11 protein-coding genes are annotated in these 14,310 nt (G+C 71.0%); 9 read left to right on the top strand and 2 right to left on the bottom strand.

Annotation, left to right across the window (positions count from 1 at the left end; all coding sequences use genetic code 11):
- Positions 1–300 precede the first annotated feature (300 nt).
- The 9 genes from ACIHIX_RS01930 (at position 301) to ACIHIX_RS01890 (ending at position 12,618) form a co-directional block, all read left to right on the top strand.
- Complete coding sequence (locus tag ACIHIX_RS01930) at positions 301–1,338, top strand: ABC transporter permease (RefSeq protein WP_399948688.1); 1,038 nt, start codon at positions 301–303, stop codon at positions 1,336–1,338.
- Positions 1,339–1,455: 117 nt separating this feature from the next.
- Entirely contained in the window at positions 1,456–3,264 is a 1,809-nt protein-coding gene (locus ACIHIX_RS01925) for an ABC transporter substrate-binding protein (RefSeq protein WP_399948686.1), read from the top strand.
- A gap of 90 nt (positions 3,265–3,354) precedes the next feature.
- A complete protein-coding gene (locus ACIHIX_RS01920; protein WP_399948684.1) occupies positions 3,355–4,335 on the top strand; it encodes an ABC transporter permease in 981 nt (326 codons plus the stop codon).
- A gap of 10 nt (positions 4,336–4,345) precedes the next feature.
- Positions 4,346–5,407, top strand: a complete 1,062-nt coding sequence (locus ACIHIX_RS01915; RefSeq protein WP_399948682.1) for an ABC transporter ATP-binding protein — start codon at positions 4,346–4,348, stop codon at positions 5,405–5,407.
- Between the two features lie 41 nt (positions 5,408–5,448).
- Positions 5,449–6,579: an ABC transporter ATP-binding protein gene (locus tag ACIHIX_RS01910; RefSeq protein ID WP_399948680.1), complete on the top strand. Its 1,131-nt coding sequence runs from the start codon at positions 5,449–5,451 to the stop codon at positions 6,577–6,579.
- Positions 6,580–6,693: 114 nt separating this feature from the next.
- Positions 6,694–6,834, top strand: coding sequence for a hypothetical protein (locus ACIHIX_RS01905; protein ID WP_399948678.1), 141 nt, complete (start codon positions 6,694–6,696; stop codon positions 6,832–6,834).
- A 62-nt stretch (positions 6,835–6,896) separates the two neighbouring features.
- A complete protein-coding gene (locus ACIHIX_RS01900; RefSeq protein ID WP_399948676.1) occupies positions 6,897–7,970 on the top strand; it encodes a HesA/MoeB/ThiF family protein in 1,074 nt (357 codons plus the stop codon).
- Positions 7,958–9,178, top strand: coding sequence for a hypothetical protein (locus tag ACIHIX_RS01895; protein ID WP_399948674.1), 1,221 nt, complete (start codon positions 7,958–7,960; stop codon positions 9,176–9,178). The genes ACIHIX_RS01900 and ACIHIX_RS01895 overlap by 13 nt, the downstream gene beginning before the upstream one ends.
- Before the next feature lie 47 nt (positions 9,179–9,225).
- Entirely contained in the window at positions 9,226–12,618 is a 3,393-nt protein-coding gene (locus ACIHIX_RS01890; protein ID WP_399948672.1) for a BTAD domain-containing putative transcriptional regulator, read from the top strand.
- Positions 12,619–12,665: 47 nt separating this feature from the next.
- On the opposite strand, the gene ACIHIX_RS01885 is transcribed toward ACIHIX_RS01890, so the two are convergent.
- Positions 12,666–13,454, bottom strand: coding sequence for a BTAD domain-containing putative transcriptional regulator (locus tag ACIHIX_RS01885; RefSeq protein ID WP_399948670.1), 789 nt, complete (start codon positions 13,452–13,454; stop codon positions 12,666–12,668).
- Positions 13,455–13,562: 108 nt separating this feature from the next.
- On the bottom strand, positions 13,563–14,300 hold the full coding sequence (locus tag ACIHIX_RS01880; RefSeq protein ID WP_399948668.1) for a class I SAM-dependent DNA methyltransferase: 738 nt from the start codon (positions 14,298–14,300) through the stop codon (positions 13,563–13,565).
- Positions 14,301–14,310 lie beyond the last annotated feature (10 nt).

Genomic DNA, 14,310 nt, shown 5'->3' with positions numbered 1-14,310 from the left:
GTGTCGGAGGACGGGCAGTACCCCCTCCTGTTGGTGAACACGTGGAGTCATGAGGAGGAGTCCCATGCGCGGTGTCACAAGCACCAGGTGGGTCACAGCGTCCGCAAACTGCGTCAACTCCGCGCCGGCGTACGGCGATCGGCTCTGAGGGGCTTCGCTCCTACCACTACGCGCGTCCGGCTGCGGGTTCTTCCGCGGGCCGGGGCATGCGCCGACGCTTCTTCATGATCCGACCCGCGATCGCGCACACCCGTGCCGGTCGCCGGTTCGGCACACCCACACCTGCGAAACGGACGAACTGTGACCAGTCCTATCGACATCGAAGGCGGCGGGACCCCGGTCGTCGTCGACGGCGACCAGCAGCCGAAGACGAAGCCGGAGGAGGCCAAGCAGCTGGAGGGCCGCTCTCCGGGCCAGTTGATGTGGATCCGCTTCAAGCGCGACCGCACCGGAGTGATCTCGGCATACGTCGTGATCTTCTTCTTCGTGGTCGGCCTCGCGGCCCCGCTGATCTCCAAGCTGTACGGCAAGGACCCCTACACGGTGTTCGCGGACGAACGCCCCGAACTCTTCGACAGCGCGGGCGTCCCGTTGCAGCCCAACGGCGGTATCAGCGGCGAGTTCTGGTTCGGTCTGGAGCCCGGCAACGGCTACGACGTCTTCACCAAGCTGCTCTACGGCATCCGCAACTCCCTGATGATCTCGCTCGCGGTCACCGTCGCGACCGTGCTGACCGGCATCATCCTGGGGGTCGCGGCCGGCTATCTCGGCGGCAGGACCGACCAGTTGATCAGCCGGGTCATCGACTTCCTGCTCGCCTTCCCGGCCCAGCTGTTCTTCATCGCGAGCATGCCGGTCGTGGTCTCGCTGTTCGTCAGCCCGCGCGACGAGACGCCGGTGTACGTCCGGGTCGTCGCCCTCATCGCGGTGCAGTGGTTCCTCGGCTGGATGAGCCTCGGCCGCATCCTGCGCGGCACCACACTCTCCCTGCGAGAACGGGAGTTCATCGAGGCGGCCAAGGTCAGCGGAGCGTCTCCCACCCGGATCATCCGCAAGGAGATCCTGCCCAACGTGGTCACCCCGATCCTGGTGCAGTCGACGTACATGCTGCCCAACTTCGTGACCGCCGAGGCCGGTCTGAGCTTCCTCGGCGTCGGGATCGTCGAACCGACGCCGGACTGGGGGCAGATGTTCTCCAAGGCGTCGACCGAACTCGTGATGCAGAACGACATCACCTACATGTTCTTCCCGGGCATCTCGATGATCATCTTCATCGTGGCGTTCAACCTGCTCGGGGACTCGGTCAGGGACGCCTTCGATCCCAAGACGGCGCGCTGACCGACGAGTTGTGGGCGTCCTCGCCCGACACCGACCGGATGGCATGTTGCCGGTCCGCACTTCAAACCGCACTGGCGCAGGTCGCACCGGTGACACAAGATGGGTGGAATCTGAGTGATGGGTAAGGGTGGACGCCACGCGTACGCCGCGCTCTCACTGCTGGCGGCGGGGGCTCTCGTGCTCACCGGCTGCAGCGAGGGCGGCAGCAAAGGCAGCGACAACGACAAGCAGGACAAGGAGAACGCCCAGCGGCAGCAGGCCGGCATCTCCTTCGGCAACGCCAAGGACTCGACGGGACCGGCCGCCGAGATCGCGGGCGCCAAGGCGGGCGGCACCATCACGGTGCTCCAGCGGGACAGCTTCGCGCACCTGGACCCGGGGCAGATCTACGTCTCCGACGAGATGGCCCTCTCGCAGCTCATCCACCGCGGTCTGACCGCCTACAAGGCCACCAGCGACGACGGCAAGAAGCACCAGGTCGTCGGCGACCTCGCCACCGACAGCGGTACCACCAGCGACGGCGGCAAGACCTGGAAGTACACGCTCAAGGACGGGATCAAGTGGGCCGACGGCTCCGCGATCACCGCCAAGGACGTGCGCCAGACCTTCGAGCGGCTCTTCGCGCCGTTCATCTCCAACGGCCCGACCTACATCCAGCAGTGGCTGGCCGACACCCCGGGCACGGAGTACCGCAAGCTCCTGCCGGACGGCCCGTACAAGGGCAAGCACCTCCCGGACACCGTCCTGGAGACGCCCGACGACAAGACGATCGTCTTCAAGTTCAAGTCGGCCAAGCCCGACCTGCCGTACGCGCTCGCCATGGCGGGCTACTCCGTCGTGTCCGCCGAGAAGGACACCAAGGTCAAGTACGACAAGTCCCCGATGACCTCCGGTCCTTACAAGATCTCGGAGTTCAAGTCGGGCAAGACGATGACGCTGGTCAAGAACACCAACTGGGACCCGAAGACCGACGCGGTCCGGCACCAGTACGTCGACCAGTTCAACATCGAGTTCAACAAGCAGTTCGAGGACTCGACCAAGGCCATCCTCGACGACTCGGGCGCCAACGCGACGGCGATCAGCCTCAGCAACCAGGTCGACGCGGGCAACCTGACCAAGGTCCTGAACGACGCCGCGATGAAGAACCGCACGGTCTCCGGCTACCAGCCGTACGTGGGACAGATGAACATCAACCTGTCCCAGCCGGAGATGCAGTCCAAGGAGGTCCGCGAGGCCATCGCCTACGCCCTGCCGATCACGCCGTTCGTGCGTGCCTTCGGCGGCACCGACGCGATGGAGGTCGCCGGCGGTCTGATCAGCCCGACCGTCTCCGGCTACGACCCCAAGTTCGACCCCTTCGGCAAGAAGGCCAAGCCCGCCGGTGACCCGGCCAAGGCCAAGCAGCTCCTGGAGAAGGCCGGCAAGGTGGGCCTGAAGCTGACCTTCGGCTACATCAACACCCCTGAGGGCCAGCAGTACTCCACCGCCATGGCGGCGGGCCTGGAGAAGGCCGGCTTCGACGTGCAGCGCCAGGAGATCCCGGCCGAGACGTACTACGACAACGTCAGCAAGGTCAAGAACAACTACGACATCTACCACACCGCGTGGGGTGCCGACTGGCCGAGCGCGTCGACCGTGATCCCGCCGCTCTACGACGGCCGCCAGATCCAGGACGGCTCCTCGAACTACTCGCACATCAACGACCCGAAGGTGAACGCCGACATCGACAAGGCGAACACCATCACCGACCCGATCAAGGCCGCCGAGGCCTGGAACAAGATCAACGAGTACATCGTGAAGGACGTCGTCTCCAACATCCCGACGGCGTACTACAAGCAGACCCAGATCGCCGGGTCCAAGATCGGTGGCCTCGCGTACGACGACGTCATCGGTGGCGTCGACCCGCGCAGGCTCTTCGTGAAGTAACCCGTCCAAGCGGCGTCCGGTGCGTCCCGCCCCGTTCCTGCGGTGGGGCGCACCGCGCCGCCCAGGCTTCGCCCGAAAGCTGCCACTGAGATGCTGCGCTTCCTCCTCCGCCGGATCCTCGGCTCACTCGTGATCCTGGTCCTGCTGACCGTGGTCGCCTTCCTGCTCTTCTTCGGCATGCCCCGCGATCCGGCGCTGCTGATGTGCGGCAAGACCTGCACGCCGGACTCCCTGGCGAACATCCACCACACGCTGGGGCTCGACAAGTCGATCCCGGAACAGTTCTGGATCTTCCTGTCCGGGCTGATCACCGGACGCAACGACTTCGAGCAGGGGCCCTGCCCCGCCCCGTGCTTCGGGTACTCGTACCACACCAACGAGCAGGTCTGGTCGACCCTGATGGACCGGCTGCCGCTGACGCTGTCGCTCGCGGCCGGCGCCACCGTCGTCTTCCTGTTCGTCGGGCTCGGCACCGGACTGCTCGCCGCCTGGAAGCGCGGCACCCTCGTGGACAAGTCCTTCACCGCCGGGTCCATGGTGATCAGCTCGATGCAGATCTACTTCCTGGGCCCGCTGGCGCTGGCGATCCTCGTCTACCAGACCCATATCTTCGACGAGCCGGACTACACCCCGATCACCGACAACCCCGCCGCCTGGTTCACCGGGCTGATCATCCCCTGGGCGGTGCTGTCCACCATCTTCGCCGCGCAGTACACCCGTATGGCGCGCTCCTCGATGATCGAGCAGCTCCAGGAGGAACACGTCCGCACCGCCCGCGCCAAGGGCATGAGCGGCCGCTACGTCTTCTTCCGCTACGCCTGGCGCGGTTCGCTGATCCCCATCATCACCATCCTCGGCATCGACCTCAGCTCGCTGCTCGGTGGCGCGATCATCACCGAGTTCACCTTCGGACTGCCCGGCCTCGGACGGCTCGCGGTGGAGTCGGTGCAGTTCAGCGATCTGCCGCTGCTGCTCGGCGTGATGCTGTTCTCGGCCGCCGTGATCCTGCTGTGCAACATCGTCGTCGACGCCTGCTACGCCTTCATCGACCCGCGCGTGCGGCTGTCCTAGGAGCTCTGTCGTGACCACTGTGACCAAGGAGGACGGGGCGCCCGTCCCGTCCGACGCGGGCGCCTTCCTCTCCGTACGCGACCTGCACGTCAGCTTCCGCACCGAGGACGGCACGGTCCGCGCCGTCGACGGGCTCTCCTTCGACCTGGAGCGCGGCAAGACCCTCGGCATCGTCGGCGAGTCCGGCTCCGGCAAGTCCGTGACCAATCTGACGATCCTCGGGCTGCACAACCCGAAGTTCACCACCGTCGAGGGCGAGATCCTGCTGGAGGGGCGGGAGTTGACCACCGCCCGGGAGCACGAGCTGGAGAAGCTGCGCGGCAACAAGGTCGCCATGATCTTCCAGGACCCGCTCACCGCGCTGTCGCCGTACTACACGGTGGGCCGGCAGATCGCCGAGCCGTACATGAAGCACCGGGGCGCCTCCAAGAAGGCCGCCTGGGACCGCGCGGTGGAGATGCTCGGCAAGGTCGGCATCCCCAACCCCAGGGAACGGGCGAAGGACTACCCCCACCAGTTCTCCGGCGGTATGCGCCAGCGCGCGATGATCGCCATGGCTCTGGTGTGCGACCCGGACCTGCTGATCGCCGACGAGCCCACCACGGCCCTCGACGTCACGGTCCAGGCCCAGATCCTCGACCTCCTCAAGGACCTCCAGCAGGAGTTCGGCTCCGCGATCATCTTCATCACCCATGACCTCGGCGTCATCGCCGACATGGCCGACGACATCATGGTGATGTACGCGGGCGGCGCGATCGAACGCGGCACCACGAACGAGGTCCTGCGCTCGCCCCAGCACCCCTACACCTGGGGCCTGTTGAACTCGATGCCGCGCATCGACTCGGACCTCGACGCCCCGCTGGCACCGATCCCGGGTCAGCCGCCGTCCCTGCTGAACCCTCCGTCCGGCTGCCGTTTCCACCCCCGCTGCACCTTCCAGGGCCGGGTCGACGGCACTCGTTGCGTCGACGAACGCCCCTTGCTGGCCCCGGACCGCGCCTCCGCCTGCCATCTCACGGCGGACCAGAAGCGGACCATCTTCATCGAAGAGATCAAGCCCAGCCTGGGCTAGGGCCTGTTCCCGTCGTAGTCCCAGTCCTAGGAGGACACGTCATGAAAGAGGACCTCGTCCTCCCGGCCCCGCGCGAGGCGGTCGCCGAATCGTCCGGCGACCCGCTCCTCGTGGTCGAGGGGCTCACCAAGCACTTCCCGGTCAAGGGCGGCTTCCCGATCCGCCGTACGGTCGGCGCGGTCCAGGCGGTGGACGGCATCGACCTGTCGGTCAACGTCGGCGAGAGCTTCGGCCTGGTGGGGGAGTCGGGCTGCGGCAAGTCGACCACGGGCCGGCTGATCACCCGGCTGCTGGAACCGACGGCCGGGACGATCTCGTACCGCGGCAAGGACATCACGCACGCCAGTCGCAGGGAACTGGCCCCGATCCGCTCCGAGATCCAGATGATCTTCCAGGACCCGTACTCGTCGCTGAACCCGCGGCAGACGGTCGGCAAGATCATCTCGGGCCCGATGGAGATCAACGAGATCGAGCCGGAGGGCGGCCGGGAGCGGCGGGTCCGCGAGCTGCTGGAGATCGTCGGCCTCAACCCCGAGCACTACAACCGCTTCCCGCACGAGTTCTCCGGCGGTCAGCGCCAGCGCATCGGCGTGGCACGGGCGTTGGCGCTCGAACCCAAGCTGATCGTGGCGGACGAGCCGGTCTCGGCCCTGGACGTCTCCATCCAGGCGCAGGTGGTGAACCTGCTCCAGAAGGTCCAGCAGGAGCTGGGCATCGCGTTCCTGTTCATCGCCCACGACCTCGCCGTCGTACGGCACTTCTCGCAGCGCGTGGCCGTGATGTACCTCGGCAAGATCATCGAGGTCGGCGACCGCGAGTCCATCTACACCCGCCCCCGGCACCCCTACACCCACGCCCTGCTCTCCGCGGTGCCCGAGGTGAGCCTCACGGGGGAGGCGGACACGGGCGGGCGGGAGCGCATCCGGCTCGCCGGGGACGTTCCGTCGCCGATCTCGCCGCCGTCGGGCTGCCGCTTCCGGACGCGGTGCTGGAAGGCGCAGGACAAGTGCGCGGCCGAGGAGCCGCCGCTGGTCCGGATCTCCGGGAACCATGACGGCCATCTGACGGCCTGCCACTTCCCGGAGGACCCGACGATCGAGGGGCGCGACGAGGACATCGTGCTGGACCCGGCACTGGCGGCGCTGGAGGAGGACCTGAACGACGACCGGTGAAAGACCGGTGAAAGACCAGGGAAAGACCCCTGCCCGAGGCTGGGACGCAGGCGCGGGACGGTCGTTGTCCGACGGCCGCCCGCCGCATCCGATCCATCGGAAAGGGAGAGCATCGTGGAATCCACCACGCACGCCGAGACCTTCGGTGACCAGGGCACGCCCGGCACCTCCGAGGCGCCGCAGCAGCCCGAGTTCATCGAGGTCCGGCTGCTGGACAAGATCGAGACGATCCAGAACAAGCAGATCGACACCTGACAACGGCAGACCCCGGCGGCGGCCCGAACCGCCGCCGGGGTCGTTCTTCGAAGGAGACGATCGTGCAGCTGCCCCGGATCAAGGCGGAACACACCCCGCACCGCTTCGACGACGGAACCCTCCGGCTCGGCGGCGGGGTCTACGGAGTCGCGGCGGAGATCGCCGATCCGCACGGCTGGGTCTGGGACGCGCTCACCCTGCTCGACGGCACCACACCGCCGGACCGGATCGAGCGCACCCTCGCGGACAGCCACCCCGCGCTGGGCCCCGAAGGCGCCCGCAAGCTGCTCGCCGAACTGCTGGACACCGGCTATGTCGAGGACGCCGCCGTCACTCCTCCGGACGGCCTCACCGACCGCGAACGCGAGCGTTACAGCAGGAACCGCACCTACTTCCGGTACATCGACCTGCGCCCCGGCGTCGATGCCTGGTCCTCCCAACTGCGCCTCAAACAGGCCCGCGTGACCGTGCTGGGCGTGGGCGGCTCGGGCAGTCACGCCGCGTGGGCGCTGGCCGCCGTGGGCGTGGGCACCCTGCACCTGGTGGACCCCGACGTGGTCGAGGAGTCCAACCTCAGCCGGCAGGTCCTCTACACCGAGGCCGACCTCGGCCGCCCCAAGGCGGAGATCGCGGCCCGCCGGCTCGCGGCCGTGAACTCCTCGGGCCGCTTCACCCACGAGACCCTTCGCGCCGACACCGAGGCAGCGCTCACCGAACTCGTGCGGGACCGGGACGTCTTCGTCCTGTGCGCCGACGAGCCCCGCGGCGACCTCATCCGGAAGATGACGAACCGGGTCTGCGCGTCCCTGGGAGTGCCGTGGGTGTCCGCCGGCTACAGCGGGCCCCTGGCGACGGTCGGGGTGTACGCACCCGAAGGCCCCTGCTTCGAGTGCGTCGGCGCGGGCGAGGAGGCCAAGCTCAAACCCGGCTGGACCCCGCACCTGGGCACCGCCGGCGCCCTGGCCCCGGCCGCCGGTATCTCCGGGCAGCTCATCGCCCACGAGGTCGTCACCCTGCTCACCGGCGTCGGCGCCACCCCGCCCGGCTATGTGCGCGGGGTGAACCTGATCGCGCCCGACCAGCATGTCTTCGTACGGCACCCGGCCCGGCCCGACTGCCCGCTGTGCGGGACGTGACGGCCGCCGCGCCGCCGGAGCCCGACCCCACGGTCGTCCTGCACCCGCTGGAGGTACGCCAGGACCGGGACGAGTGGATCGTCGGCCGGCAGGGCAACGAGCAGGTCGTCGCCCTCCCCGAGATCGGCATGGCCGCGCTCCGGCTGCTCGCCGGGGGACACAGCGTCGGCCAGGCCCGCGGCACGCTGCGCCAGGACACCGGCCGTGACCTCGATGTCGAGGCGTTCGCCGAATCGCTGGCCACGGCCGGTCTGGTCGCCTCGATCGGGACCCGGCGTTTCGAGACCGCGCCGGTCCCGGTCTCTCTGCCGCGGCTGCGGCAACGCCACGTCCGCTGGGTGCTCGCTCCCGTTCTCCACGCCGCCGTCCTCGCCGTCCCGGTGGCCGGACTCGTGGCCGTCGTGCTGCGGGGGCGCGGCCTGCCCTCCTGGGACGACCTGGTGTGGGCGCGGCTCGGCACCGTCAACCTCCTCGTGCAGTCGCTCGCCGCCTGGTGTCTGATCGGCCTGCACGAACTGGCGCACCTGGTGACCGCGCGGGCCGCCGGAGTGGCCGGGCGGGTGCGGCTGGGCACCCGGCTCCAGTTCCTGGTGGCGCAGACCGAGGTGTCCGGGATCTGGCTCAAGGGCCGCCGTGCGCGGCTCACCGTGTATCTGTCCGGGCTCGCCGTGGACGGCGCCGTCTGGGGCGGCTGTCTGCTCGCCCTCGCGGCCGGTGCCGACTCGCCCCTGCTGCCGGTCGTCGCGATGACCCTGGTCACCTCCTTCGCCAACCAGTGCCTGGTCTTCATGCGCACCGACCTGTACTTCGTCGCCCAGGACCTGACCGGGTGCCGCAATCTCTACGGCGACGCCGGCGCCTGGCTCCGCCACCTCGGGGCCCGGCTCCTGGGCCGGGTGAGCCGCGACCCGCTGGCCGGGCGGCGACCCGCCGAGCGGCGGATGCTGAAGGCGTACGCGGCGGGCGCGGTGGCGGGCTCGATCGGCTGTGTCTTCGTGGGGCTGCGCCTGCTGCTGGACGTGACCTGGCCGCTGCTGGCCCGCTCCGGCCACCGCCTGCTGACCGACACCGGCCCGTTGCTGCGGCTCGACGCCCTCATCACACTGCTGCTTCTGACGGGACTTCAGCTGCTGTGGGCACGGTTGTGGTGGCGTCGGCACGGGCCGCGGGTACGCGGGGCGGTGCGCACCGCACGCCAATTCCTGTGAGCCGGGCGGGCGTTGCTTGCCCGTCAGCCCTGGATTACGTTCTGTGAATGCTCACCCCCCGGCTTTGCTTTCGTGTGCTCGGCCCCCTGGAAGTCGAGATCGAAGGGCAGATCGCCGCACTCACCGGACGGCAACGCGCGCTGTGCACCGCGCTTCTGCTCCACGCCAACCACGTGGTCTCCGTCGACCGGCTGATCGACTTCCTGTGGGACAGCCGCCCACCCGGAGCGGGCGCCGCGCGCGTGCGCGCCCTCGTCGCGGAGGTCCGACGGGTCCTCGGTCCCCTCGGCCCCAGCCTGCTGACCACCCGTCGGCCCGGCTACGTCATGCACGCCCGCCCCGGCGAACTCGACCTGCTCACCTTCGAGCAGCTGGTCGAGGACGGTTCGCGCGCCGCGGCGGACGGCGACTGGGACACCGTGCGAGACCACGCCGAGCGGGCCCTCGGTCTGTGGCGGGGCGAGCCGCTGTCCGACCTCCCGGAAGCGGCCGTCCGGGAGGCGGAACGGCGACGGCTCGGCGAACTGCACCTCGCGGCCCGGGAGAGCGCGGCCGAGGCGGACCTCGAGACCGGCCGGCACCGGCAGGCCGTCGCCGAACTGCTGCGCCTCACCACCGCCCACCCCCTGCGCGAACACCCGCACGCCCTGCTGATGCGCGCGCTCCAGGCGGACGGACGGCCCGCCGAGGCCCTCCAGGTGTACGCCGAGCTGCGCCGCCGCATGGTCGACGAGCTCGCCCTGGAGCCCTCGGACGACCTGCGGACCCTGCACCGACGGCTGCTGGACGGCGGCCCCCCACCCGCCGCGCCGGCCCTGCGCCGCCCGCCCGCCGCCCGGCCCGCGACCGCCACCCCGGAACGGTCCGAGCGCCGGGTGCCACGCCAGCTCCCGCCCGCGCCCCGGCGCTTCGTCGGCCGCGACGCCGAACTGCGGCGCCTGGACTCCGGTCTGCACAGCGCCGAACCGCTCGCCCTGCTCGTCGGCCCGGCCGGCGTCGGCAAGAGCGCCCTGGCCCTGCGCTGGGCCCACCAGGTCGCCGACCGCTTCCCCGACGGGCAGCTCTTCCTGGACCTGCGGGGTTTCGACGACGCCGAACCCATGGGCGCCGAGGAAGCGCTGCCCCTGCTGTTGCAGGGACTGGGCTGCGGCCCGCGGGACATCCCGCTCGGCACGGAGGCGCAGACCGCTCTGTACCGGACCCTGCTGGCGGACCGCCGGGTCCTCGTCGTCCTGGACGACGCGGCGGACCCCGCGACCGTACGGCTGCTGCGGCCCGCGTCCCCCGGGTCCCTGACCCTGGTGACCAGCCGCGCCAAGCTCAGCGGACTGGTCACCCTGGACGGGGCGTACCGGGTGGCGTGCGACGTCCTGGACCCCACCGGCGCCCTGGAGCTGATCAGCTCCGTGGTCGGTGCCGAGGCCGTCGACGCCGATCCGGAGGCCGCCGCCGAACTGGTCGAGCTCTGCGACCGGCTGCCGCTGGCCCTGTGCGTGGCCGGTTCATGGATCGGCGGCAGACCCGGCAGCATCCGGACCTACGTCCGCGACCTCGCCGACCGCGGCCGGCTCGCCCGGCTGCATGTCGAGGGTGAGGAGAGCATCGCCGTACGCGCCGCCCTCGACCTGTCGTACGGCGCCCTCCCGGACGCCGCCCGGCGCGTCTTCCGGCAGCTGGGCCTGGTCCCCGGCACCGGCCGCTCGCTCCGTGCGGCCGCCGCGGCCGCGCACACCGACGAGGCCGCGGCGAGCGACCTGCTGCGGCTGGCCCAGCGCGTGCACCTGCTGCACGACGCCGGGCACGGCCGCACCTCCTGGCACGACCTCGTACACGAGTACGCCCGCGACCGCACGGCCGCCGAGGACACGGCCGCCGAACGCGCCGCGGGCGTCGAGCGGGTCCTCGACCACTATGTGCAGAGCGTCGTCAACGCGGCCGGGACGGCGGGTCTGTACCTCATGCGGGACCGCCCCGACGCCGTCGACGGCTCGCTGCCGCGGGAGTTCCGCACGACGGAGGAGGCGTACGACTGGTTCGACGCCGAGTGGGACGACATCGCGGCGGCCATCGGCCATGCCGCCGAGCACGGTCCCGCCCGGTTCGCGTGGGGACTGGTCGACGCCCTTCAGGACCTCTTCCACCACCGGCGCCCGCTCGCCGACTGGATGCGGCTGGCCCTGCTGGCCCGGGACGCCGCCGAACGCGACGGGGACCTGCGCGGCCAGGTCGCGATGTACGTGTCGGTGGGCCACGCCCGCTGGCGCAACGGGGACCTGCGCGGCGCCCTCACCGAGTACGAGCAGGCGGAGGAGCGGGCGCGCCGGGCCGACTGGACCCACGGCGAGGCCGTGGCGCTCCAGGGCCGGGCCGTCACCCTGAAGCTGCTGGGCGAACCGCTGCGGGCCCTGCCCTGCTACCGGCGCGCACTCGCCCTGTACCGCGCCCTGGGAGACGTCAAGAGCGAGGAGATCATGCTGATCAACACGGCCTCGCTCAACCTGGCCCTGGGCCGGACCGACGCGGCCGAGGAGGCGGCCACCGCCGCGCTCGCCCTGATCGGCGGTACCGCACACCACCACCGGGCGATGGCCCTGGTCAACCTCGCCCTGACCCGGCAGAAGCAGGCCCGGTTCGCCGAGGCGGAGACCGCGCTGCGCACCTCCTTCCTGGTCTGCCGTGACTCCGGGTCCACCTACGCCGAGGCGGTCGCCCTGGAGACCCTGGGCCGGGTACGGGCCGACGCGGGCCAGGACGAACGCGCGCTGCCGGTCTACGAGGACGCGCTCGCCGTCTCGCTGCGGGCGGAGAACCGCAACTGCCAGGTCGACTCCCTGGTGGGGCTGGCGGCACTGAAGCTGCGGGCCGGGTGGGCGGACGAGGCGGCCGACCACCTGGACGCAGCCTTCGAGATCGCCGAACGGACCGGGCATCGCGCGGGCCACGTCGAGATCCTGGTGGAACGCGCCGCCGTCGCCCGCGCGGCCGGCCTGCCCGGCGTGGCCCTTGACCACCTGGAGCGCGCCGCACGCCTGGCCGCCGACGGCAGCCCGCTCACGCTTCCCCGGGTCCGGGTGGCTGCCGCCGTGCTCCGGTTGGAGAGCGGCGATTCGGCCGGAGCGCTGGGCGCGGCCGAGGAGGCGGTGGCGCTGGCCCGGGACTCCGGCCAGCGCCTGATCCACGCCCGCGCCACGCTGGCCCTGGCCGCCGCTCAGGAGGCACAGGGCGACCCGGAGCCGGCCGCGGCGGCGCGGGCGCGGGCCGCCGCCCTGTTCGACGCGACCGGCACCCCGGAACACGCCCGCACGGCGCTGCACGGACCGCCCCCCGGCCCGGTACGGCCACGGCCCGAGGCCCCGCACCGGGAGCTGCCGAGGGACGCGGAGTCCCGGCTGGACCTGTATCTGAGCGAGCACTTCACCGAGCCCGGCGACGGGGGATGAGACGGAAGCGCGGCGTGCACAGGGGGCCGTCCGGGGTGAGGCGGAGGTCAGCGCGGTGTCGCCGTGTGGACCGCGGCCGGGAGCAGATCCGGGTCCCGGGCCAGGATCCGCCCGTGCAGGGCACGCAGTTCGGGACCCGGCTCGCAGCCCAGCAGGTCGGTCATCCGCAGGCGCAGCAGGTGGAAGCAGTCCAGTGCGTCCGCCTGCCGGCCGGCCTGGTGGAGAGCGAGCATGAGCAGACCGGTGACCTTCTCGTCGAAGGGGTGCATGTCCGCCAGCCGGCTCAACCGCCGCAGGCACTCCTCGACCCGCCCCGCCCGCAGTCCGAGTTCGGCGCTGCCGACCAGCGCCTCCCGGTGCTCGCGCCGCAGCGCCACCCGCGCCGTCTCCGCCCAGGGAGTGGGCACATCGGACAGCGGTTCGCCGCACCACAGGTCCAGGGCCCGGGCGTACAGGTCGAGCGCGTGCTCGGTGCCCCCGTCCCTGGCGCTGAACCGGGCCTGCCGTACCAGGGTGCGGAACCGCACGGTGTCCACGCTCTGTTCGTCGATGACGAGCACGTATCCGCCGCGCCTGCGGGACAGTTCGAAGACCTCGCCCGTCCGGCCGGCGCCACCCAACGCCTTGCGCAGCCGCGTGGCCTGGATGTAGAGCGCCTCGCGCGGATGCTGGGGCAGCCGCTCGGACCACACGCGCTCGGCCAGTACCTCGTCGGCCACGAAGGTGCCCGGAGTCCAGGCCAGGGCGGCCAGCAGGAGTTTCGTGCCGTGCGGGAGCGGCACCCTTTCGCCGGTGCGGACGCGTGCCTCCACGCATCCGAGTAGCTGTACGTCCATGGCGTCCCCCGTATCCGGAACCGCTGAGGCCACCACTGTGCCGGGCCGCTGTTCGGCTTCCGCACGGATCCCGCACGGCCGCCCGGGCGGTGGGCCGGCCCCGGGGCGTCAGCGGTGTCCGGCGACGGTGATGATCTCGGGGCTCGCGGCGGTCAGCGGCCCCCGCCCCCAGTCCCCGTACTGCTCCGTCACCGTCAGGCCCGCCTCGGCCAGGAACCGCTCGATGCCGTGCCCGTCGAGGAACCGGAGCGTGGTCGTGCTGATCCGGGGACGGTCCCAGTGGGCGCCCTCGTAGGTCTCGGTGAAGGTGACCCGGTCGCCGAGGACGGGGCGGGTGACCTGCTGCCACATCCAGGCGACCGATCCCTCGGCGTCGGCGCACTCGCGGATGTGCTCCGGGCCCCAGCCCTCCCACGCCCGGGCCGCCGGGTTGCGGGTCTCGAACACGAACCGCCCTCCGGCGCGCAGCGCGTCCCGGACGGCGCGCAGGGTCTGCCGTACGTCCTCGTCGGCGACGAGCGTCTGGAAGGCGTGCCCGGTCATCACGACGAGGTCGAACTCCCCGTGCCAGACCTGCGATCGCAGATCGCCGAGCACCCACTCCACGCCCGGTTCCCGGCGCCGTGCCTGGACCAGCATGGCGGCGGCCGGATCGACCCCCACCAGCCGCCCGTGATGCCCCGTGGCCCGGGCCCGGGCGAGCAGCCGTCCGGTGCCGCAGCCGACGTCGAGGACGGTGGCGGCGTCCCGCACGAGACCGACGTAGAAGTCGTCGCACGGGCCCCAGGGGTTGAGGGAGTCGTACAGCGCGGCGAGCGAGAGATCCGCGAACGAGCGATCGACCATCGCGGCAGTG

Origin of the sequence: Streptomyces sp. NPDC051913 (genome assembly GCF_044593635.1) — a bacterium.
Taxonomy (GTDB): domain Bacteria; phylum Actinomycetota; class Actinomycetes; order Streptomycetales; family Streptomycetaceae; genus Streptomyces.
This window is presented reverse-complemented; position numbering and strand designations above follow the sequence as displayed.